We start from the raw sequence: 20,469 nt of genomic DNA, 5'->3' as shown, positions 1-20,469 counted from the left end.
TCCGATAGTCTACTTTTTATTAGTTAAAGAATAGACCATCATGATATTCAGCCATCGCTTTCAATTCAGTGCGATTTAAACTTGGAATGAGTTTATCGATCGCGATATGAACCGCTTTAGTCACAGCAGCAGCGCCAATATCGGCTGCTTTACGCTTAATCATGCCTAAATCTAATGTCTTGTTAAAATCAGACATAAAGTGTCTAACCATAGCATCGCCAAACTGTTTATAGAGTTCTGCTAATGCTGCTTTATTAATGTCATTACCTACTTGAAGCTCAGCAAAATTATGCTTCAAATTAGTCACTAAGCTAGCATCTAAAGCTACGCCAACTTTATATTGACCTTGTGGATCTTTAAATAAGCTTTTCTCTGAAAACTCAACTGACTGTTTAACAACATCATTTGGTGCTTTACTGAGTAATTGCTTTAAAAGTACGGCAACTGTAGATTTGACATAACCAGCAAGTTTTTCGGCAGTATCTCTTTTTTCACTCGCTGGGAAATGTTGTACCAACTGAATCAGTACATTATCAATAATTTCTTCATTGAGTTGTAAAGCAATTTTGTCTCGAAGTGGATATAGCGGTTCACTAGAATTTTTATTCGCAATTCCAGTCTGCATATCGTTCAATAAGCCTTCAGAAGGGGTAAAACCAAAAAACGGCATGGTGTATCCTCAAATTATTCGTTTTATTGTCGTGCCAATCGAATCGGTTTTGGCATCCATGATAGATCCGATACTCGGCAAGGATTGATATCAAGTCCACCGCGGCGAGTATAAGTTGCATAAACCATCAGCTTTTCAGGCTGCAAATTTTGCCAAACATCTGCAAAGATTTGCTCAACACACTGTTCGTGGAAACCGTTATGCTGACGGTACGAGATAATATAAGCTAAAACACTACGATAACAAGGTTTTTTGCCCTTAAAACGGATAAAAACTGTCCCCCAATCTGGTTGTCCCGTGACTGGGCAGTTACTTCTCAAAAGATGAGAATACACCTCAATTTCGACTTCTTCGTCAGACTCATCTAGTTTTAAAAGCGATGCATCGGGATGTTGTTCTAAACGTTCAGGTGTTAGATCATCAATACAAATGCCTTGTGGCTTGGAAATATCGAGATCATCTACTTGAAATAACGTTAGCTCAACTTTTGCACCTGCTGCAGCTGATAAATCTTTTTCAACTGTTTCAATGAATAACGCTTTAGAGTCAAACTGAGTAAAGTTAAGACTATTGAAATAAAGTTTTAATGACTTTGATTCAATCAAATTTGGTGAAGACGCTGGCAGGGTAATTCGGCCAATAGCAACCTGCGGAATACCGTGCGAGTTTAACCAAGATATTTCAAAAACATGCCACCAATCTTTACCTTGGGTAATACCTTCAATATGTGAATAATTTTCACGAGATTGAGCACGTGCGATTGGAAATAACACATCGGGTTGATAGCTAGTTGGATATTGGGTTTCTTTACCCAATAAAGACTGTTCGACACTCATTCACGCATTCCTGAACCACGAGCAAGTAAATAGTAAGCAACTCCGTAAAGTACAACACAACATAATGTCACAATGGTTAAAGAGAACGTAACGTTCACGTCACTGTGACCTAAAATGCCGAAACGGAAAGCATTAACCATATACACAATAGGATTAATTAAAGAAAGTTTTTGCCAAAAAGGACCAAGTGCACTAATGGCATAAAACACACCACCTAAGTAGGTGAGTGGAGTAAGTACAAATGTTGGAATAATAGAAATATCATCAAATGATTTCGCATAGACTGCATTAATGAAGCCGCCTAAGGAAAATAAAACAGATGTAATTAATACTGTATATATAGTTACGAACCAGTTATGTATAAAAAGGTCAGTAAAGAACATGCTCATTGCAGTAACAATGGCACCCACTAATACACCACGACAGATACCACCAATGACATAGCCCCATAAAATAATATGTAATGGCACAGGGCTCATAATGAGTTCTTCAATGCTTTTTTGGAATTTTACACTAAAGAAACTAGAAGAAACGTTCGCATAACTGTTGGTAATAACAGCCATCATGATCAGGCCGGGCACAATAAACTGCATGTAGCTTACGCCGCCCATTTGTCCAATACGTGACCCAACCAAATTACCAAAAATGACAAAATACAAGCTCATGGTAATCGCAGGTGGCAATAAGGTTTGGGGCCAAATGCGAAGAAATCGGCGTACTTCTTTACGAACTAAAGTCCAGAGGGCAATTTGCAGTTGGTTAAAGTTCATTTTGCCTCTCCTTCAAGATTTTTCTCAACCATTTTCACAAATAGCTCTTCGAGGCGATTTGATTTGTTTCGCATACTACGAACACGAATGCCTTGTGACTCTAAAAGTTGGAATAAGTCATTTAATGTATGAGCCTTATCCATGGTCACTTCTAAAGTGCTGCTATCAATTAAGTTGAACTTCACTCCAATAATATTTAACTGAAGTGGGGCAATCGGTTCTGCTAAATCGAAAATAAAAGATTCTTCACTCAACTGGTTTAAGAAACTTTTCATACTGGTGTCTTCTTTGATGACACCGCGGTCAATGATGGCAATTTGACGACAGAGCATTTCCGCTTCTTCTAAATAGTGTGTCGTTAAAATAATAGAAGTGCCACTTTCATTCATTTCTGTTAGAAAATCCCACATAGAACGACGTAACTCAATATCTACACCGGCAGTAGGTTCGTCTAAAATAAGAAGTTTAGGCTCATGCATCATGGCACGGGCAATCATTAGACGACGCTTCATACCACCAGACAGCATGCGTGCTTGTATATTACGCTTTTCCCAAAGGCCTAGTTTTTCTAAATAATGTTCTGCACGTTTTTCGGCAATCTTTTTGTGAATGCCGTAATAGCCAGCTTGAGTGACTAAAATATCGAATGCTTTTTCAAACTGCCCAAAGTTAAATTCTTGAGGGACAACGCCAAGCTGTTGTTTTGCCAAGGATGGGTGAGTGTCGAGATTGTGCCCAAAAATCTCAACTGTTCCTTCGGTTTTTTTTGTGAGAGAGCTGATAATACCAATGGTTGTTGATTTGCCGGCACCATTTGGGCCTAACAACGCATAAAATTCACCTTCAGGCACAGTGAGGTTAATACCTTTTAACGCCTGAAAACCATTACGATATGTTTTGGACAAATCTTTTAATACCAAAGCATCAGTCATGAAATTCTCACATTATGAAAGAGGGGTATATTTTGAGCGATAATGATTAATAAACCAAGTAAAATAGTCGGAATTTTCTGAAATTGAGATAAAATTATGAAGTTATTATATATAAATTGGTGCGCCCGGCGGGCACTTGATCAAAAATAACAACTTCTTAGGTTTTTTTATCTTTTCTTATTATTTCATACAAAACAATCAAATGCCAAATTGGCTAATGATGTGTACTTCTATTATTTCTTATTTTTTCCTATTATTTCGGTTATCACAATTACGCCAAGATTACGCCACAAAAATTATGGCTTCATTTAGACAACGCAACGACACATGGCGAGCCGAGATAAGTGTAAACGGAATTCGCGAAAGTGCAACCTTTGATACAAAAGCACAGGCTAGGGCTTGGGCCTCAAAACGTGAGACTCAATTACGCGAACAGTCACATGGAAAACTTCCGGACCATTCATTTTTAGAAGCAATTGAACGCTATCTTAATGAAGTAAGTATAAAGAAGAAAACTCATGAGAATGAAGTCAAGCGAATGGCTTTCTTTAAGCGTGAGTATAAAAAGCTATGTCAAAAACAGTTGTCAAAAGTTACCACTGACGATTTAGTCCAGTGGCGTGACTCCCGGTTAAAAGAGGTGCAGGGTGCTACTGTCAGACGTGAAGCAAATATTTTAGCTTCTTTATTTACTGTTGCCCGGAAAGAATGGAAGTGGATTAAAGAGTCTCCAATGGCCGACTTGACTTTACCCCCACCATCAAAGCACCGTGATAGACGAATTGCCCAAGATGAAATTGATAGATTATGTCTTGCAGCAAATTGGGATAACAATGTCCCGGTAAACTCTACGCAGCAAATTATTATTGCCTTTCTTTTTGCAATCGAAACTGCAATGCGTGCTGGTGAGATTGTTGGCTTGAGTTGGGATCGTATTTATTTAAAAGATAGATATTTAGTTTTAACTGAAACAAAGAATGGTACTAAACGAAATGTGCCACTATCTAAGCGTGCAGTTGAGTTGCTTACTTTATTAAAAGGTCTTGATAAAAAGCAGGTCTTTACTTGTAATTCCCAAAGCTTTGATACGCTTTGGCGTAAATTGAGAGATAGATGTCAAATCACTGACTTGCACTTTCATGACACACGCCATGAAGCTTGTACACGCCTTGCAAGGAAATTAGAAGTTTTAGACTTGGCCCGTATGATTGGGCATAAAGACTTAAGAAGCTTGATGGTCTATTACAATGCTACTGCAAGCGAAATTGCAACGAGGCTTGATTAGCCTCGTTTGCGTGGTCTTCCTTTCTTTGGCTCATCATCCGATTGTTCATTCAACCAGTTTGATAGCTCTGCCAAGTTCCAGCGTCTTCCTTGACCGCACTTAATAACATAGCGCGGTTTAGGGAAGGTTGGCAGGCAGCAAACTGCCGCCTTAAAATGTACATCTCGATATCCCAAGAACTCAGCAGCTTGGGAGTCATTAAGCCAGATGTCCGAAGGTGGTAACGCTACAACAAAGTTACTACCTATATTCGCAATTGCTGTCATTTCACCCCTCCTTACTTTCCGCTTTTCTAAAATCAGTGCCTTCTGGATCTATCCCAAAATATTCACAAATTTCTTTAGCTTTTGTCGCACCTGGCCCATGTCTGGATACATGAACCCAATTCAAAACGTTCTTTGGCTTTTTGCTATTCATGAGGGCCATTAGATAAAGTTGCTCAAAGTCGAGACTACTCATTCTTCACCAACCCTTTCAATCACTGTTTGGATTGCTTTCAAAGTCATGTCTTGATCAACTGGATTCATCAAAAGTGTTGTGATGTGCCAGCACTTAGTTTGATATTTTTGTGCATCTGCTTTGTGAGCTTTACAACGACGATCCAATTCTTCATTAAACAGAAGTAACTCTGCATGTTCTTGCTGAAGCTGCTCAAGTGTCATGTGCATATAGTCACTCATCCCTCAGCTCCCGATTCGCTTGCTTCTAACATCTTCAAGTTTTCTGCAACTGCATTTTCAGCTTCGGCTTTTGAAGCGAATTGAAGAATTTTAAAGTTATCTTCATCTTCATAGATATTTGCAAAATATACTTTTGTTGACTCAGTACGTTGCCATTTTTGCAACTCAAGCACTTCTCCCTTATCTATTTCAATGTCATATTCGAAAGGGTAATCAACTACATAATCTGAGCCTTCCAAATAATATGTATCTGTAAGCTTTTGTTGAGTATCTGGCACCGCCTGATCATTATTAATCTGTGCATACAAATCTTGTCTTTCATCAAGCAATTCAGTGATTCGATCTTGAAGACGACCAATCTCAAAAGATTGTTGCACTGCCTGAGCTTTGGCTTTTTCCATCCAAACTTCTTGCATTAGTTCAATTTCGTTATAGCTGAGAGTGCATCCAGCTTCACGAACTAGGTTTGTTAAAACACCTAAACTATTCCAACCAACTTTAATTACACCTTTAGTTTTCAGGAATTCTATAAAAGCCTCTCTTTCCTTATTCAAATCAATCATTCACGCCACCATTCTATAAATACGTTTAACTTCATGATTCAGCTCATCCATTGCTGAGCGACCTTCCTTGAAATACTTCAAAAGCATTAATTTGTAGCGCTCTTGAGCTGCCTTGTTCATCACACCTTCGTTGTTCACCATAAGGGTGGCTTTATTACCTTTAATCAGGTTTACGCCGTGTGGTGTACCTCGCCCGCGATACCCAGCATTTACATTGAAAACTACGAACTTTTCGAAAAGCTGCTGGGGTAGCAGCTTAGGTTCGAATAGAAATTCTGGAGTAGTCTGTTTCGACATTAGAAAGGCTCCTCCAGTAAATAATCTGGTTCAGCTTCTGCTTGAGAAACTGCTAGATTTTCTAATTCAAAGCGGCGCTTTTTAACGAAATCCATAAGTCTTGGCTGAATCTGTGGATCTCGTGCAGCCACATCTATTTCCAGTGCATCCAATGTTGTAAGGTCAGGTGCGTTTTGGATCTGAACCATTAGTGAAGGTGGTTCACCTTCAACTGGTTTTATATTTGCCAATTCTTCTAACCGTTTATGAGTAGCAAGTAGAAGTGGCTTTGTTTGTTCATCAGTCCATGTACGTGCGTAACGATAAACAGCATTTACTTCTGCAGGCGTTTTGGACTCCTTAACCCGTTGCAGAAGGCTATCGAGGTTTTTTTGATATTCAGGATCAACTTTAGGCTCGTTAGTTTCTGGAACTAACAGATCCTCAGAAGTAGTGACATTCGTTTGCTCAGTAATAACAATTGTGGGTTGTTTAACTTCAGCAATAACTTCAGAAGTCTTTTCTTTAACTTGTGGTTCTTCTGCCTTAACCTGAGATTCTTTTTTACTACGCTTCTTTGACTGTTTATTCTCAATTTCAAGTTCTGGAGTTTTTAAAGGCACATCTTTTATTGAATTGCCGCCAAGTACTTTACAAAGAGCTTCATATTGTAATCTGGCATTATCCAAATCACGTTGAGCAAAACCACCATCAACCATTGTGACAATGCCATAGCCCACACCTTGATAAACATGCTTCTCAATATAGCCAGCGGGATTAATAACAAATACCTCTGTGCCTACCTCTAATTCATCAACAGTTAAAGGAATGGTAAATGTGATACCAGCTAATTCAATAGTTTCAATCTTTAAGCAGAATTCAAAACCTGGTCTAGCAAAAACAGAAGCTGTAAATTGATCTAAGTCTTCAAAATCCGACATATCGTCAGCGTAACGACAAAGTACTGTTTTACCTTTTTGAAGAGCCGCAAATGCTTCAGATGCTGTTAGTAAATTATTCATGCTGTCATCCCATTTTTAGCTAATGTTTCAACTTCTTGTTTAACTGCTTGTAGCTTCACCGCTTCAATTTGAATAAGGGCATCAATACCAAAATGTTCACACACTGTTTTTACATCGAGGCCACGTTCAGCAATAAAGCTCTGAAGCTCGTCTCTTTGTTCATCTGAAATGCCGTTAAATTCAGGAGGGCTAATCCAAGAATTTCGTTCTTTATCGAATGTGCAATTCAATGCTTTAGCTCTCATTAACATTGCTTGGCGCATGTTCTGGTAGTACATGTGCTCTTTATCAAGCGACTCTGTTAATTGGTTAAGATCACCAGCATGCTCAGCTTCTTCACAACTTTGTTTCCAGTTCTCTAACTCTTCTTGAGCTTTAGCTGCCGCATGTTGTGCTGGTGTTAATGTGTTGATGTGGTCCTTGGCTAGGTTGATGAGGTCAGCCAAGAAAGTAGGGTGAGCTTTTAGATCTGGTACCCACACTTCTCCAGTTTCACCACCTAATGCGCCTGAGTTTTTCGCATGATGTGTAGGGGAAGGTTTGAAATTAATTACACGGGCATTTTTACCTTCACCAGTAGTAACAGTTGTTAGATAACCCATGATGTCTGCAATGCGGTAAAGTTCATTACGGTTTTTACCGCCTAGATCTGGCCGGTAAATAATTTGATCGCCGTTTTGATCTTCTGAAGCATGAGCAATGAAAACAACATCTTTGCCAAGGCTAATCAGAGTATTGATGTACTGCTTAAAAGTTTGGTTTGCTAAACCTTGGGCCTTTAACTTTAAAGAGCCATCTTTTTGACGGTTATTAGCAGTAAGTAATAGATGAGTTTTAATGCATTCAAGCATAGCGCCCACGGTATCAATGACTACGGTTTTATAAGGTGCTAAGTCCGGAGGAGTAAGGTTTGCAACGTCACTCCATTGTTGAACTTGAACAACCGCGCCACGACGTAATTCACCAGTACGGTGAGCACCACGGTCAAAGTCAAAAGAGATTGCTTTTTCCGCAGTAAAACCCATTGATGACTTACCAAGACCAGGATCGGCGTATAGGTAAACAATGATTGCTTGTACCAATAATGTTTGGTCAGCAGTAATAATCGGTAGAGCCATTTTTCTTATCCTTATCTTGAGCCAGTAAAACCGCATTTTTGCTTGTAAGCTTTACGGTCAGGTGAAGGGATGTGTGAGCCGCCTAGATCTTTAGCCAGTTGCTTAGAGCGCTGAAATCGGATTTCTTGGTTGAGTACTTCCCAAACTCTCGGATATTCAGTTTTGAATTTCTCTACATCTAAAGGTGTCTTAACCCCTTTAATGATTTTGTACAGCACAGTGCCATTAGCGTTTGACACAAATACTTGCCAGCCGATACGAACAGAGTAGCGCCCTGTATTGTCTCGGCCTAAATATGACTTGTAGCCGTCTGGATGATGCTTAACTTTTTGCATGATTAAGCCTCCTCGATCCAATGGTTACGATCGATATAGCCCACCAACAAAATATTTATATTTTTATGGTCGTCGCGATTGGTGAAGTCGTTCCAAGGCTTGCCGCTTAGGTCTGTTACTGACTCAATAGAAAGGTTTGTAATTTCAGCTACTTTAAAGTCAGACCCTACTACGCCGTAACTGTCGGGAACACCTTCATAATCAAAAGTGACATTTAACTTAAAGCCGTCAATGCGTATTACGCCTTCACCTGAGTGTTCGCCAGTTTTCTTAGCAGCTAGAAGTTCATATTCAGAAGCAATCACTTGCTTACTTTCATATGAATAATTAGAAGTGACGCTAGAATTAGCGGTTTTGTATTCACAAGATGTCAAAGCTATAAGTACAGCGATTGTTGTAACGCTTGTTACCTTATGCTTGTGTGGAATTGCTTTTACATTCATAATTAACCTCATGTAGGTGGAAAGCCCTGATTGCCGTGGAAAGTTGTCAGGGCTTTTTATTGTCTTGATGAATAAAGCATACTTAACAGAAAATAATAAGTAAAGTAAGGTTAACAAATATTTTGTAAAATAAATTTTATTTTTATTTAGTGGCAAAAGAAAACCCACCATGGTGGTGGGTTGGATGGAGCTTATTGAGTTGATTTAGGCTGTCTATCTATACATTCGAATACTTTTCTAAAAAATCATCTATCCATTCTTGCGCTACATCAAGATTGGTTATATCAGATATCTTTAGATTGATCTCTTCTGCTTCATTAAATCCTTCAATAATTGCCTCAAAAATATTTGCTTCACTAATGATCTCACGTGCCATTTCCGCAGCGTCATAGCTCTGCTTGGTTTTTTTAAGCAAAGTTATTTGTTTATCAATTCCTGCACCAATTTTTCCTAATGCCAATTTAAACTCTTGACGATTAATTGTTAGCGCAGTTTTGGATTTATTAAGTGTTGCAATCATAACATTCTCTTTTCTTTAAAATATTAATTACTCTTCTCACCTAAATTTCACCATCATAAGAATGAGAAACATATTTACCAATGATACCAATATGCTCTAAGTCTTGCGGCTCAACGATCTCTCTTTCATAACTAGGATTATCACTATCAATGATCAAGGCCCCGTCATACCTGCGAGACAACCTCTTAATTTTCAGCTCATCACCATATCTAATAGCGTACACCTTTCTATTCTGAACTTGCTCCAATCTATTGATAGACTTATCAATAATAACAACGCTACCACTTGGTATCCTTGGTTCCATGCTATCGCCATCTAAGTCAACCTCTATAAGATTTTTAGGCGACACTCTTTTCTTTTGAAACCATTCTAAGGGTTGTGCGCACCCATTCCTTTTTGGTACTGGTTCAAATTCAGCTAACCGCCCATTACCAGCCGAAAACTTAATATCGACGTGTGGAATAATCATAAAGGAGTCAGGATCAAGATCATCGGGGGCCTCCCATGCCATAACAGGTCTATATAGCGAATCGTTTTTACCTTCTTGGCTGATATCGTCTAGCATTCGAGAATCTAAGCCATTTAACCAACGGTGATTTACACCTAAAAATTTTGCAGCTTTTTCCGCATTACTTTGCTCAAGAGTTTGGACATTTTTGTCAATCCAATCTGATACTGCGGGTCTACTAACACCACAAAAGTCAGCTAAATGAGCTTTAACAAAGCGTTTTCCAGATGTTTGTTCGTAATGCTTTATAGCTAGATTAAATCTATCCTGAAGAGTATTCATAGTGTCTTCACCTTACAAAGTAAAGCTAGCTTAACTATAATTAAATTAAGTGTGCTTGATAATAAAAATAAATTATGATTAACTGTACTTAACATTTTGTATTTTGGATTCCAGTATGGAAGTTCTTATCAAAACAGAAGATGCAATTGTTGCTTACAAGGGTGCAGCAAATCTCGCAAGGTCCTTAGGAGTCTCAAGATCCGCAATCAGCCAATGGGGCGAATATGTCCCTGAGGTTTCGGCCAGAGGGTTGGTGATACTTCAACCAACTATTCCTCACATTATTAAAAAACCATCGATAACTTAAAAACTTAGGAGAAAAAATGACCAAACAAAAGCTAAGCGCAAAAAAGACGGTATGCATGCCGACACATTTGTCTGAGCCTGTAGCGGAGCATGTGGCAAGGGAGGCATTTGAGCGGGGCTGGTCTAATAGCCAGTATTTAAGATGGTTAGCCATTTTGGATATGAAGCGTTGTGAGGATGATAAAAATCTTATGTCACAAGTATTGGGAATACCTAGAGAACGCTTTGATTTATATGAACAATGTAAACAATCCGTTCGGAACGAAGGCAATAAAAAAGCCTGATGTGCAAGATCAGGCTTCTTAATTCATCAATTTAGGAACCAATGAATATGCAAACTAATTTATCAAAACAAACATATAAAGGCAATCTGCAAGAACAGAGACAGCAAAGTGAAATCCAATCTTTTTATGAGCCTGCATTGCGAGTACTTGGGCACCTATTTGAGGTGAAAAAGCAAAATTTACGCAACAAAGGTTATGACGAAAATAATGCGGCAGTAACCAAAGTTGAATTTTCAGAGGTTATGGCTCGTCAATTTCGCATAACGCAGTGGTTAGCACAGCAGATTGTAACCAGCTTAACCAAGGCGTGCTTAATCGATTCTTTTGGAGGCTATGTTAAGCCAAAGGATGGTGAAAAGTGAGATATGCAGGAAGAAGAAAACAGGATATTTCCGTTTCCACCACACCATTAGAGGTGGTAATTCCATTGGAGCAACCAGTAAAGATCTATTCGGCTAAAGAGTTAGCAGCCATGCCACTTTCAGTTATGAATGTAGCAATTGAGGCTCAGGAAAGATTTTATCAACTTGAAGAATTAACTCATATGGGGGGGCAAGCTATAGCAGTTCGCCGCCTTATGGAGGTTGGGCACAAGCTAATTCAGGTGAAAGAAAAGTCTCGTATTCGCTACAAAATCAACAACGAATTTATTCCTCCAAGAATTATTCGTCAGTTGGAAATGCGCGGATTAGTGAAGCTTGGAAGGGGTAAGTAATGATTATTATCACCCCTTCAAAGCCCCTTCGAACCCCCTTCAAAGGAGATAAATAACCATGCGTGACTATGGGAAAGTCTCACCACATTTCTGGACGGGAACTACGGGAAAAAAACTTCGTCAAACACCTGAAGGCTTAATTGTCGCTATGTATTTAATGACAAGCCCTCACGCGAACATGCTTGGCTTGTATTACATACCCCTTCTATATATTGCTCATGAAACTGGCTTGGGCTTTGAAGGGGCTTCTAAGGGGCTTCAAAGAGCCTGTGAAGCGGGGTTTTGTAGCTATGACGAAGCCACGGAGACAGTCTGGGTGCACGAGATGGCACGTTTTCAAGTAGCTGAGTCATTAAAGCCAGCCGATAACCGCTGTAAGAACGTGCAAAAAGAGTATGACTCATTGCCGTCAAGCCCTTATTTATCAAGCTTTTTCGATAAATATGCACAAGCATTTTGTATGACTCAAAAGCGTGGCGAAAACGCCAAAATAGATAGCCCCTTACAAGCCCCTTCAAAGCCCCTTCGAAGCCAGGAACAGGAACAGGAGCAGGAACAGGAGCAAGAACAAGAAAATACTCACACACAAAACGCGGCTGAAAATTTTTCAGCGAAAGAAGAATCTTGGAAACCAAATCGTGAACTTTTGCTGAATGTGCTTAGGACTTCACAAGTGGGTGCACAAGCAGAGCAGGTTTTAGAAATGCCAAATTATGAATTTCATCTTGGCAACTTCAATGCTCACTGGGAAAACAAAATTGATCTCACGGAAAACCAACGAACTCGAAAGTTTGCAACTTGGTTAATTCAGGAATTCACAAAGTCGATAAGACCTAAAAAACAAAACTCACCAATGAAAACTGCACCAGCAAGAGACGTAAACAGTGCTTGGGGTGATTCAAAACAGTATGCACCAGCCACAGATGATATCGATGTAGGGGAGATGCTATGAATGCATTGAGCAAACAATTCAAAACTGAGCTGGTACAAACTAATCAGTTTTGCCCTAAACACAATGAGTTAATGGTTTTACTAATTGGTCGTCCAGTTTGCCAAACATGTGCAAATGAAGCGTATGTGAAATCACAAATTGTACACGCACACCAAGTCAACCTTATGGTACGCGAGAAACATTTTGCCGGAGCAAAACTTCCTGAGCGCCACAAGGAAAGCGGATTTAAAAATTATGTGGTGAGTATTGATCCGCAGAAAGAAGCTAAAGCTGCTTGCCATAAATTTGTTCAAGATTTTAATTCAGGGAAGAAGCGCAATCTGATTATGGTTGGGCGTACAGGAACAGGCAAAACCCATCTTGCATGTGCTATTGCTCGTAACGTTTTAGACAAGCGTAGTTATGTTCGTTACGTCACCTCAGAAGACATGGCAAATGAAATTGCGACTGCATGGACAAAGCCAGATGACAATGAAGCAAATGCAATTTTTCGCTTCACGGACTGTGATTTATTGATATTGGATGAATATGGTTTGCACGACCAACACGAGAGTCGATTGCAGCTCGTTCATAAAGTTTTATATGCACGTTATGACGAAAAAAAGCCGACAGTTTTAATTTCAAACATGACGCTTGAATCTACAGAAAAGGCGCAAGGTTTGAAGGAAAACTTAGGGGACCGTTTATGGTCTCGGTTTCAACATGATGGTTTGACAGTAGTTGAGTGTGACTGGGATGACTTGCGTTTTGGTGGGGCAGGATCATGACTAAATTCGAGATTTTAAGCTGTGGCTTACTCATTTCGTGTGTAACAGCAGTACTTTGCGGTGCGGTGGTTTTGTGGTGGTTGGCGCGTAAAGAGCTAGATGAAAAAGGATATCGCCATGAGTAAATGCCAACACTGTGCAGTTGAAGAGTTAATAAATTCTTACTGCGGTTTTGCAGAAGTTAAGACTCTTTGTGAAAAATTACGAGGCCGATATAACCGTAGTGGCTTATCTAATACTGATTACAACGAGTTACTTCAATTAGAGAAGGCACTTGACCAAGCGAAGAAGTTTAATGCGGAGGGCGCAAAAAATGGACAGTAGATGGATTGAAGCGCAACGCCGTGAAATGGAAAAGCTTATTTCACCAGAGCTAATCAAGTCGAGAGATTTAGCACGTCAAAGTTACTTCGATCAGATGGAAAAAGAAATGGCTGACCACGTATCACGCTCAATTGAACCACTCAGCGGTAAAAAGCAAAGCACTCTGGTTGAACTAAGTGAGTCAATTGAAAAACTGGCTCAGAAGTATAAACAAGATGCTCATTCATCCAGCCTTTTAGGTGATCAGGATAAAGCGCGAGTTTATAACTGCTTTGCTAATCAATTGGACCATTTGCTGAAAGGTGGTGCTTGATGTCATCAGTCAGCATTGCTGAATACCGTAAGTTATTTCCTATTAAGAAAAATAAAAAGCGGCGTTCAGCAAAGCAAATTGCCAGACAACCAAGTGTGGGTGAAATGGTTCTGGCAACACATTTAAAAGCATGCAAGATCAGTTTTGAACAGGAATATAAATTCCATCCTGAACGTAAATGGAGAGCAGATTTTTTAATAACGGGTACAAAGATTTTGATTGAGGTAGAAGGCGGGATCTGGAGCGGAGGCCGTCACACAAGAGGCAAGGGCTATTTAGGGGATATGGAGAAATACAACTCCGCAGCAATGATGGGTTTTACAGTTTTACGGTTCAGCACAGCGCAAGTTAAGTCCGGTATGGCATTAAAGCAAATTGAATTATTAATTAAGGGTAAATAGGAAGGCGATTATGTTGGTTGAAAAGTTTGATTTTATTGAGTTACTTCGCCTTGCTATTGCTCAAGGCAAAGCTGAAGGAAAGAAAATTTCGAAAGATGTTGTTTTAGGTGAATTAGCACTTTTATCACCAGCTGCAAAGCTTTGGGCCACTGTCTTGATTGAAAAGGTTGATTTTGAGCGAATCGCAATAATTACCCCAGCACAAAAACAGACTGAAACTTTTTACAGTAAGTATGACTTTAATTTTCAAACCGAACGCCGTATTGAAGATATTCCGGGTAAGGTTGAGTTTGTTCGTGGTGAGATTAAATCAGGTAATTTTTTCCGAGCGCGAAATAAATTAGCGGTAGAGATTCATAAAGAAATGGTAAAGAAAAAATTTACCCCTACTAATGCCCAAGGTGATCTTACTAATCTGGCAAAAGGTATGGCTGAGATTATTTTGCGTGGCCATGTTTTTGTTAAGGCTATGTGTGGAGTCTGCCAAGGGTTGGGTAAAATTGAGACATTTGGTTTAAATGGCTTTCCAAATGGGGCCATGTTTTGTGGGAAGTGTAATGGAACTGGAAAACGACCATATACGTTGAAAGAGAAAATGAATATTGCTGGCATTGATGCAACCAAAACAGCTTATATAAAGAGTTATCAGAAATTTGAGCTGTTTGGAGAATCAATCGTTGCTGAATGGGAAAATGAAATTAGAACGCGTATTTCTCGATCATTCCGTTTTGAACTTCCTGATAGTCAAGAAACTTACGCTTGACAGTTGGGTATACACTTGAGTATAAAGATTTCTAAAATGGGCGAAATGTAAAGTAATCGCCAGAATGAATTTAAGAGCTCGCCAATCGGTGGGCTTTTTTATTTTGTGCTATAGTCCAGTCTAATTAAAATCTGGTACTTAAAATGAATATCTGTGTTGGTGGTGAACTTGACGGGCAAAAGATTGAAAAAGAAGGGCGATTGTTAAAAGCTTCAGATATCGACCCATCTTTTAAAACTGAGTACTACAAGCAAGTTTTTAACCGCGACAATACGGTGTTCCATTTCTGGTTGCCAATTGGATCTGACTTACATGATATGTCTGAGAAAGTTCTAAATATCCTTAGAGCACCTAAAAACTAGTTTTATCGTTTGCCGGACGTATTACGGCGCAAATGGCCCCGCTAAATATCGATTATTGGCGGGGCTTTTTCTTTTTTGGAGCATTTATGACTGAATTTCAAAAAATCACTTTTGAGATTGGACAGCTCCAAAGAGAGCTAAATCACACAGGCAGTTGCACCACGCAAGGCTTAACCCAAGAAGAGATCGCTCAATTAGATGAGCGATTTTTTTTGGCCATAGCAAAGCAAAACAAATTAATTGCACGGCTTAGCAATAAACCTGAGGGGTTCTTATAAATATAGGTGGTGCGATGGATCCTAAAAAGTATTTTATTCTCACCAGGAAAAAAGAAAGAAAACCCAAGCCAAAGAGCACACCATTACCAAAAGCCAAGCAAAACTATTTAGAAGCTGAAGCAACTCTAAAAGAAGAATTAACGGATTTGGCCATTGGCTTTGAAAGTAAGTTTCAACCCATCCATACAAAACATTGGCGCTTTGATTTCCATATTGTGAAATTACGCTTGTTGATTGAGATTGAGGGTGGTCCTTGGTCTGGTGGACGTGGCGGCAAGTTGGCTAATAAAGCTTGGAGCCTTGATAGATACGATCAAGCTGAAGAGATGGGATATAAGATTGAGCGCTTCCATCCCGATGCTGTTTTATCTGGCTATGTAATTAACTTGATCAAAAATAAATTAAAGGTAATCGAAAATGGAACAAATAAGACCATTTCCACCGACTGATTTTATTGATCAGGCAGAAGATGAAGAAGCTACACGCTTAACACCGGCACCAGATTTAATGGATTGGGTGATTAAAAATTATTTAACTATAGGCGGTGAACTATATAACCCCGACCATGACCATATCGCTGAATTGATTCATGAGAACGAGGGTTTTATCGCATTTGCATGGGCATCGCAGGCTTGCACTGTAAAAAAACAAATGGTTTCTGGCCAGTGTGAAAAAGTCATGTTCAATGTTGGTGGCTGGCGCAAGGCTCGCCAGGAACAACAAATGCGTGATTGGTTTGGTTATGTGCCGGTTTATCTCATCACTATTGATGCTAGTTTTTGCGAACAAGCAACGGACCGAGATTTTTGCGCTTTAATCGAACATGAGCTTTATCACATTGGGGTGGAGCGCGATGAGGACGGCGAAGCTCTTTACAGTGAAATGACTGGATTACCAAAACACTATTTGGCTGGCCATGATGTTGAAGAGTTTGTGGGCGTAGTAAAACGCTGGGGAGCAGACGAGAACGTGAAGCGACTTATTGAAGTGGCGAAGCAAGCGCCGTTTGTATCTGATGTAAATATTTCCAAGTGCTGTGGAACTTGTCTAATTAGTTGAGCCGATTGGCTCATTTTTTTTGGCCTGTTTCCTTGATGGGCCTTGATGGATTTTGAATTATGGCAAAGCTTAAAAAAGCCGAGCAACTCTTTATAGTTCGGTCTCTTGCGCAATTCATGACACCCACAGAAGTTGTTAAGGCTATCAAGGAAACTTTCAAAGTTGATGTGTCACCGCAGCAAGTAGAAGCCTATGACCCGACCAAGGTTGCAGGGCGTGACTTAAGAAAAGAATACAAGGAAGTTTTTGAGGTTGCGCGAGAGGAATATCTCAAACAGCCAATACACAACATTAGTGGGGCTAATGACATTGTTCAGTTGAAAATTCTAAGTGATTTGCTTTGGGCCAAAAAAAACAACGTGACCATGACAATTAAGATCGTGGACCAGATGCAAAAGATTGTGAAAGGTTTTTACGAGAAACGCCTAGAAATTACCGGCGCTGGTGGCGGGGCGATTAAAACAGAAAATACTCAATTGCCTACGACTCCAGTATTTACACCAGATGAGCTTGAAAAACTCAGTCCGGCTGAGCTTTCGCGCTTAGTGATTAATGGAAAGCTATGACATACGCATTAGATGAAATAGCGCCGTTAATTAAAGAATGGACGGTGAATACTCGCTTGCCTGAAGTAATTGCTGAAATGTCACGGCGTTACTACTACAAGGCAGTAATTGAGCAAAACGAACTTAGCATTCAAGCGGAAATATACAAATGTAGCAAGGATCCAGTTCATTGGTTTAACCATTGGATCTGGACATACGATCCGCGTGGTATGGCATTTGGTCTGCCTGCCAATATCCCATTTGTATTGCGTCCTAAACAGGTTGAGCTTGTGGCGTGGCTAGTGGAACGTGAAAGCACTCAAACACACGGCCTAATTGAAAAATCCCGTGATGAGGGGATGAGTTACGTTGTGTTGGGTTTTTTCTTACATCGTTGGTTATTTGTTGAAGGTTTTGCGGGTGGTGTCGGGAGCCGTAAAGAGGAACTTGTAGATAAGAAGGGCGACCCTAAAACCCTATTTCATAAATTCCGCGATATGTTCAGCAAAATGCCTGACTGGTTAAAACCTAAGGGCTTTGTTGAGAAAGTTCATGATAACTACATGCGCATCATTAACCCGGATAACGGCGCAACCATTACTGGTGAAGCTGGCGACAATATCGGCCGTGGTGGTCGTACCACGATGTACTTTTTGGATGAATGGGCATTCGTTGAACGACAAGAAGCTGTAGATGCTGCTATCTCTCAAAACACGAACGTTCATATCAAAGGATCCACACCTAACGGCATTGGTGATCGATTTCACCAGGATAGATTTAGCGGCCGTTATTCAGTTTTTACAATGCCTTGGCGGGATAACCCGGATAAGAACTGGACTGTTACATATAACGGCAAAGTCATTTACCCATGGTATGAAAAGCAGTTGGCCACACTAGACGATGTTGTACTAGCTCAAGAAGTAGATATTAACTACGCCGCTTCAGTTGAGGGTGTCTTGATTCCTTCAGCTTGGGTTCAGGCTTCGCTTGATGCACATAAGAAACTTCATATTGAGCCTACAGGTGACCGTATCGGCGGCTTAGATGTGGCCGATGGTGGCAAGGATAAAAACTCACTTGCTGCACGCCACGGCGTAGTTATGAATTACTTGGCCACTTGGTCTGGTAAAGGTGATGACATATTCGGTACCACTCAGAAGGCTATGGATTATTGTGCGGAAAAATCTATAGACACGCTTTTCTATGATGCTGACGGACTTGGTGCGGGTGTTAAAGGTGATGCTCGTGTTATCAATGAAAAACGCCGTGAACTTGGTTTATTTGAAGTTAATGTCGAGTCGTTCCGTGGATCTGGTTCCGTTCATGACCCAGATGGTGAAATGGTAGAAGATCGTCACAACAAAGACTTTTTTGCCAATCTTAAAGCTCAATCTTGGTGGTCGCTTCGTTTGCGCTTCCAAGAGACCTTTAGAGCACTCGAAGGCCGTGACTATGATCCGGACATGATCATTTCACTATCTACTGAAGAAATCGATGCTAAGGAATTGGCATTACTTACAACTGAGTTATCTCAACCGACTTATACAAAAAATGGTGTCGGAAAAATCTTAGTTAATAAACAGCCTGATGGCACAGCATCACCTAACCGTGGTGATGCCGTCATGATCTGTTTTAACCCGAAAATTGCTGAACTCAATGTCTGGGGCAAGCTGTAAAAGAGAAAGGTTATGGGCTTAATTAAATTTACTAAAGACTCATTCCAGAATTTCGCCGCTCGCGTTGGCTTAGGTTCTGGAAATCAGCATGACCAGTCTGGTTATGGCTTTAACTTCTTAAGTCGGAATCGCGTAAAGCTTGAAGCTATGTACCGCTCAAGTTGGGTGGTTGGCCAAGCGGTTGATGTGGTTGCGGATGATATGACCCGCGAGGGTATCAATATTCGTGGTATGGAAGACCCTGAAGATGTAGAAGCAATTAATCAGGAGCTAGACCGCTTACAAGCTTGGGACAAAATCAATGAAACAATTCGTTGGTCCCGACTTTACGGCGGGGCTATCGCAGTAATGTTGATTGATGGCCAAAATGTTTCTACACCTCTTAATGTAAATACTATTGGTAAAGATCAATTCAAAGGTTTGCTTGTTTTAGATCGCTGGATGGTTCAACCGACTTTACAAGATTTAGTCACTGAGTATGGTCCAGATTATGGGATGCCTAAATACTATGATGTCAGAACAGACTCAGCGGGGCTTTGTAATCAAAGAGTCCATTACTCACGTGTCTTTAGAATGGATGGCATTAAGCTCCCATACTGGCAGGCAATTGCAGAAAACCTATGGGGCCAATCTGTTATTGAGCGCTTAGAGGATCGGCTAACAATTTTTGATAGTGCAACCTTAGGTGCTGGACAGCTCATCTATAAAGCGCATTTACGCACTTACAAGGTTAAGGGATTACGTAATCTTATCGCCGCAGGCGGTCGGATGTACGATGCTTTAGTTGAGCAAATCAATCAGATCCGTCTATGGCAATCTAACGAAGGCCTAACATTGATGGATGCTGACGATACCTATGAGGCCCATCAATATAGTTTTTCTGGTCTTGATAATATTCTGATGCAGTTTGGCCAACAAATTGCTGGAGCCTTAGGTATTCCATTAGTTCGATTATTTGGGCAATCACCGGCTGGTTTTAATGCTACTGGTGAGTCTGATTTATCCAACTATTACGACAATATCAACCAGCAACAAGAAGGTCGTATGCGTACGCCGTTGCATAAGTTGATTGAAATTGTTTCTCGATCAAAGTTGGGTAAACCACTGCCAAGCTCATTTAAATTTGATTTCGCTTCATTGTGGCAAATTGACGATGAGAAAAAGGCTGAGATTGCTGCAAAGGTTGCCGAGGCAGTTACTAAGGTCGAAGAGGCTGGAATTCTTTCACGTCAAACGGCGTTAAAAGAATTACGCCAATCAAGCGAATCTACCGGTATTTTCTCTCATATTTCTGATGAGGAAATTAATCAGGCTGAAGATGATCCACCGCCGCCAAGAGAAGGTTATGACGATGAAGAGCCAAATAAGTCGGATCTCTCCGAACCTGGCGAGAAAGACCGAGATTCGATACAGTCAGCAGCTTAGAAAGATTGCGGGATATGTTGATACGATCGTAAAGGGCTTTGATGTCAACGATCCAAGAA

At 40.2% G+C, this 20,469-nt stretch carries 34 protein-coding genes; 19 read left to right on the top strand and 15 right to left on the bottom strand.

Annotated features, from left to right (window positions below; translation table 11 throughout):
- Positions 1-19: 19 nt before the first annotated feature.
- Genes ACLCEG_RS07445 through ACLCEG_RS07430 form a run of 4 tightly spaced genes read right to left on the bottom strand, consistent with a single transcriptional unit; the run spans position 20 to position 3,208 of the window.
- Positions 20-670, bottom strand: a complete 651-nt coding sequence (locus tag ACLCEG_RS07445; RefSeq protein WP_410566914.1) for a hypothetical protein — start codon at positions 668-670, stop codon at positions 20-22.
- Positions 671-693: 23 nt separating this feature from the next.
- The gene (queF, locus tag ACLCEG_RS07440; protein ID WP_410566912.1) at positions 694-1,506 is read right to left on the bottom strand and encodes an NADPH-dependent 7-cyano-7-deazaguanine reductase QueF; all 813 of its coding nucleotides are present in this window, start codon (positions 1,504-1,506) and stop codon (positions 694-696) included.
- Entirely contained in the window at positions 1,503-2,276 is a 774-nt protein-coding gene (locus ACLCEG_RS07435; protein ID WP_039250823.1) for an ABC transporter permease, read from the bottom strand. The genes queF and ACLCEG_RS07435 overlap by 4 nt, the downstream gene beginning before the upstream one ends.
- Complete coding sequence (locus tag ACLCEG_RS07430; RefSeq protein WP_068933489.1) at positions 2,273-3,208, bottom strand: ABC transporter ATP-binding protein; 936 nt, start codon at positions 3,206-3,208, stop codon at positions 2,273-2,275. Before ACLCEG_RS07430 ends, ACLCEG_RS07435 begins: the two co-directional genes overlap by 4 nt.
- 298 nt (positions 3,209-3,506) lie before the next feature.
- On the opposite strand from ACLCEG_RS07430, the gene ACLCEG_RS07425 reads away from it, so the two are divergent.
- Complete coding sequence (locus tag ACLCEG_RS07425; protein ID WP_410567289.1) at positions 3,507-4,493, top strand: site-specific integrase; 987 nt, start codon at positions 3,507-3,509, stop codon at positions 4,491-4,493.
- Here ACLCEG_RS07425 and ACLCEG_RS07420 read toward each other — a convergent pair.
- The 11 genes from ACLCEG_RS07420 to ACLCEG_RS07370 form a co-directional block, all read right to left on the bottom strand.
- Positions 4,490-4,759: a helix-turn-helix transcriptional regulator gene (locus ACLCEG_RS07420; RefSeq protein WP_000123991.1), complete on the bottom strand. Its 270-nt coding sequence runs from the start codon at positions 4,757-4,759 to the stop codon at positions 4,490-4,492. The genes ACLCEG_RS07425 and ACLCEG_RS07420 overlap by 4 nt on opposite strands.
- Before the next feature lies 1 nt (position 4,760).
- A complete protein-coding gene (locus tag ACLCEG_RS07415) occupies positions 4,761-4,952 on the bottom strand; it encodes a hypothetical protein (protein ID WP_410566910.1) in 192 nt (63 codons plus the stop codon).
- Positions 4,949-5,173 carry a hypothetical protein gene (locus tag ACLCEG_RS07410; RefSeq protein WP_001286975.1) on the bottom strand — a complete coding sequence of 75 codons (225 nt, stop codon included), beginning with the start codon at positions 5,171-5,173 and terminating at the stop codon, positions 4,949-4,951. Before ACLCEG_RS07410 ends, ACLCEG_RS07415 begins: the two co-directional genes overlap by 4 nt.
- On the bottom strand, positions 5,170-5,736 hold the full coding sequence (locus ACLCEG_RS07405) for a hypothetical protein (protein WP_410566908.1): 567 nt from the start codon (positions 5,734-5,736) through the stop codon (positions 5,170-5,172). Before ACLCEG_RS07405 ends, ACLCEG_RS07410 begins: the two co-directional genes overlap by 4 nt.
- Positions 5,737-6,033, bottom strand: coding sequence for a hypothetical protein (locus tag ACLCEG_RS07400; protein WP_410566906.1), 297 nt, complete (start codon positions 6,031-6,033; stop codon positions 5,737-5,739).
- On the bottom strand, positions 6,033-7,034 hold the full coding sequence (locus ACLCEG_RS07395; RefSeq protein ID WP_410566904.1) for a hypothetical protein: 1,002 nt from the start codon (positions 7,032-7,034) through the stop codon (positions 6,033-6,035). Before ACLCEG_RS07395 ends, ACLCEG_RS07400 begins: the two co-directional genes overlap by 1 nt.
- Positions 7,031-8,152: an ATP-binding protein gene (locus tag ACLCEG_RS07390; protein WP_410566902.1), complete on the bottom strand. Its 1,122-nt coding sequence runs from the start codon at positions 8,150-8,152 to the stop codon at positions 7,031-7,033. The genes ACLCEG_RS07395 and ACLCEG_RS07390 overlap by 4 nt, the downstream gene beginning before the upstream one ends.
- 11 nt (positions 8,153-8,163) lie before the next feature.
- A complete protein-coding gene (locus tag ACLCEG_RS07385) occupies positions 8,164-8,487 on the bottom strand; it encodes a hypothetical protein (protein WP_144677609.1) in 324 nt (107 codons plus the stop codon).
- A gap of 2 nt (positions 8,488-8,489) precedes the next feature.
- Entirely contained in the window at positions 8,490-8,930 is a 441-nt protein-coding gene (locus ACLCEG_RS07380) for a hypothetical protein (protein ID WP_144677607.1), read from the bottom strand.
- A gap of 217 nt (positions 8,931-9,147) precedes the next feature.
- Positions 9,148-9,450: a hypothetical protein gene (locus ACLCEG_RS07375; RefSeq protein ID WP_410566899.1), complete on the bottom strand. Its 303-nt coding sequence runs from the start codon at positions 9,448-9,450 to the stop codon at positions 9,148-9,150.
- Positions 9,451-9,490: 40 nt separating this feature from the next.
- Entirely contained in the window at positions 9,491-10,240 is a 750-nt protein-coding gene (locus ACLCEG_RS07370; RefSeq protein ID WP_144677603.1) for a S24 family peptidase, read from the bottom strand.
- Positions 10,241-10,355: 115 nt separating this feature from the next.
- Here ACLCEG_RS07370 and ACLCEG_RS07365 point away from each other — a divergent pair, with 115 nt between their 5' ends.
- From ACLCEG_RS07365 to ACLCEG_RS07280, 18 genes are all read left to right on the top strand, one after another.
- Positions 10,356-10,547: a Cro/CI family transcriptional regulator gene (locus ACLCEG_RS07365; protein WP_144677601.1), complete on the top strand. Its 192-nt coding sequence runs from the start codon at positions 10,356-10,358 to the stop codon at positions 10,545-10,547.
- 16 nt (positions 10,548-10,563) lie between these two features.
- Complete coding sequence (locus ACLCEG_RS07360) at positions 10,564-10,830, top strand: hypothetical protein (protein WP_144677599.1); 267 nt, start codon at positions 10,564-10,566, stop codon at positions 10,828-10,830.
- Positions 10,831-10,877: 47 nt separating this feature from the next.
- The gene (locus tag ACLCEG_RS07355; protein WP_410566896.1) at positions 10,878-11,192 is read left to right on the top strand and encodes a hypothetical protein; all 315 of its coding nucleotides are present in this window, start codon (positions 10,878-10,880) and stop codon (positions 11,190-11,192) included.
- Positions 11,189-11,545 (top strand): hypothetical protein, encoded by a 357-nt coding sequence (locus ACLCEG_RS07350; RefSeq protein ID WP_410566894.1) that lies wholly within the window; start codon positions 11,189-11,191, stop codon positions 11,543-11,545. The genes ACLCEG_RS07355 and ACLCEG_RS07350 overlap by 4 nt, the downstream gene beginning before the upstream one ends.
- A 58-nt stretch (positions 11,546-11,603) precedes the next feature.
- Positions 11,604-12,497, top strand: coding sequence for a hypothetical protein (locus tag ACLCEG_RS07345; RefSeq protein WP_049590677.1), 894 nt, complete (start codon positions 11,604-11,606; stop codon positions 12,495-12,497).
- Positions 12,494-13,264 (top strand): ATP-binding protein, encoded by a 771-nt coding sequence (locus ACLCEG_RS07340; RefSeq protein WP_057061367.1) that lies wholly within the window; start codon positions 12,494-12,496, stop codon positions 13,262-13,264. Before ACLCEG_RS07345 ends, ACLCEG_RS07340 begins: the two co-directional genes overlap by 4 nt.
- Positions 13,261-13,389: a putative phage replication protein gene (locus ACLCEG_RS07335; protein WP_000159939.1), complete on the top strand. Its 129-nt coding sequence runs from the start codon at positions 13,261-13,263 to the stop codon at positions 13,387-13,389. Before ACLCEG_RS07340 ends, ACLCEG_RS07335 begins: the two co-directional genes overlap by 4 nt.
- Positions 13,382-13,588: a hypothetical protein gene (locus tag ACLCEG_RS07330; protein ID WP_002124180.1), complete on the top strand. Its 207-nt coding sequence runs from the start codon at positions 13,382-13,384 to the stop codon at positions 13,586-13,588. The genes ACLCEG_RS07335 and ACLCEG_RS07330 overlap by 8 nt, the downstream gene beginning before the upstream one ends.
- Positions 13,578-13,901: a hypothetical protein gene (locus tag ACLCEG_RS07325; RefSeq protein WP_000378367.1), complete on the top strand. Its 324-nt coding sequence runs from the start codon at positions 13,578-13,580 to the stop codon at positions 13,899-13,901. Before ACLCEG_RS07330 ends, ACLCEG_RS07325 begins: the two co-directional genes overlap by 11 nt.
- Complete coding sequence (locus ACLCEG_RS07320; protein WP_410566891.1) at positions 13,901-14,302, top strand: DUF559 domain-containing protein; 402 nt, start codon at positions 13,901-13,903, stop codon at positions 14,300-14,302. The genes ACLCEG_RS07325 and ACLCEG_RS07320 overlap by 1 nt, the downstream gene beginning before the upstream one ends.
- A 10-nt stretch (positions 14,303-14,312) precedes the next feature.
- Positions 14,313-15,065 (top strand): hypothetical protein, encoded by a 753-nt coding sequence (locus ACLCEG_RS07315; RefSeq protein WP_000959661.1) that lies wholly within the window; start codon positions 14,313-14,315, stop codon positions 15,063-15,065.
- Between the two features lie 143 nt (positions 15,066-15,208).
- Entirely contained in the window at positions 15,209-15,427 is a 219-nt protein-coding gene (locus ACLCEG_RS07310; protein WP_001017703.1) for a hypothetical protein, read from the top strand.
- Between the two features lie 86 nt (positions 15,428-15,513).
- Positions 15,514-15,705, top strand: a complete 192-nt coding sequence (locus ACLCEG_RS07305; protein WP_410566889.1) for a hypothetical protein — start codon at positions 15,514-15,516, stop codon at positions 15,703-15,705.
- A gap of 14 nt (positions 15,706-15,719) precedes the next feature.
- On the top strand, positions 15,720-16,154 hold the full coding sequence (locus tag ACLCEG_RS07300; RefSeq protein WP_410566887.1) for a hypothetical protein: 435 nt from the start codon (positions 15,720-15,722) through the stop codon (positions 16,152-16,154).
- A complete protein-coding gene (locus ACLCEG_RS07295) occupies positions 16,123-16,764 on the top strand; it encodes a putative metallopeptidase (RefSeq protein ID WP_410566885.1) in 642 nt (213 codons plus the stop codon). Before ACLCEG_RS07300 ends, ACLCEG_RS07295 begins: the two co-directional genes overlap by 32 nt.
- Before the next feature lie 59 nt (positions 16,765-16,823).
- On the top strand, positions 16,824-17,330 hold the full coding sequence (locus ACLCEG_RS07290) for a DUF2280 domain-containing protein (RefSeq protein WP_410566883.1): 507 nt from the start codon (positions 16,824-16,826) through the stop codon (positions 17,328-17,330).
- Positions 17,327-18,985: a terminase gene (locus ACLCEG_RS07285; protein WP_410566881.1), complete on the top strand. Its 1,659-nt coding sequence runs from the start codon at positions 17,327-17,329 to the stop codon at positions 18,983-18,985. The genes ACLCEG_RS07290 and ACLCEG_RS07285 overlap by 4 nt, the downstream gene beginning before the upstream one ends.
- Positions 18,986-18,997: 12 nt before the next feature.
- Positions 18,998-20,410: a DUF1073 domain-containing protein gene (locus ACLCEG_RS07280; protein ID WP_410566879.1), complete on the top strand. Its 1,413-nt coding sequence runs from the start codon at positions 18,998-19,000 to the stop codon at positions 20,408-20,410.
- Positions 20,411-20,469: the final 59 nt, after the last annotated feature.

This window comes from Acinetobacter sp. H1(2024) (assembly GCF_046557555.1).
GTDB classification, from domain to species: domain Bacteria; phylum Pseudomonadota; class Gammaproteobacteria; order Pseudomonadales; family Moraxellaceae; genus Acinetobacter; species Acinetobacter seifertii.
Note: the sequence above shows the minus strand (reverse complement) of the source record. Positions and strands in the feature narration are given on the sequence as shown.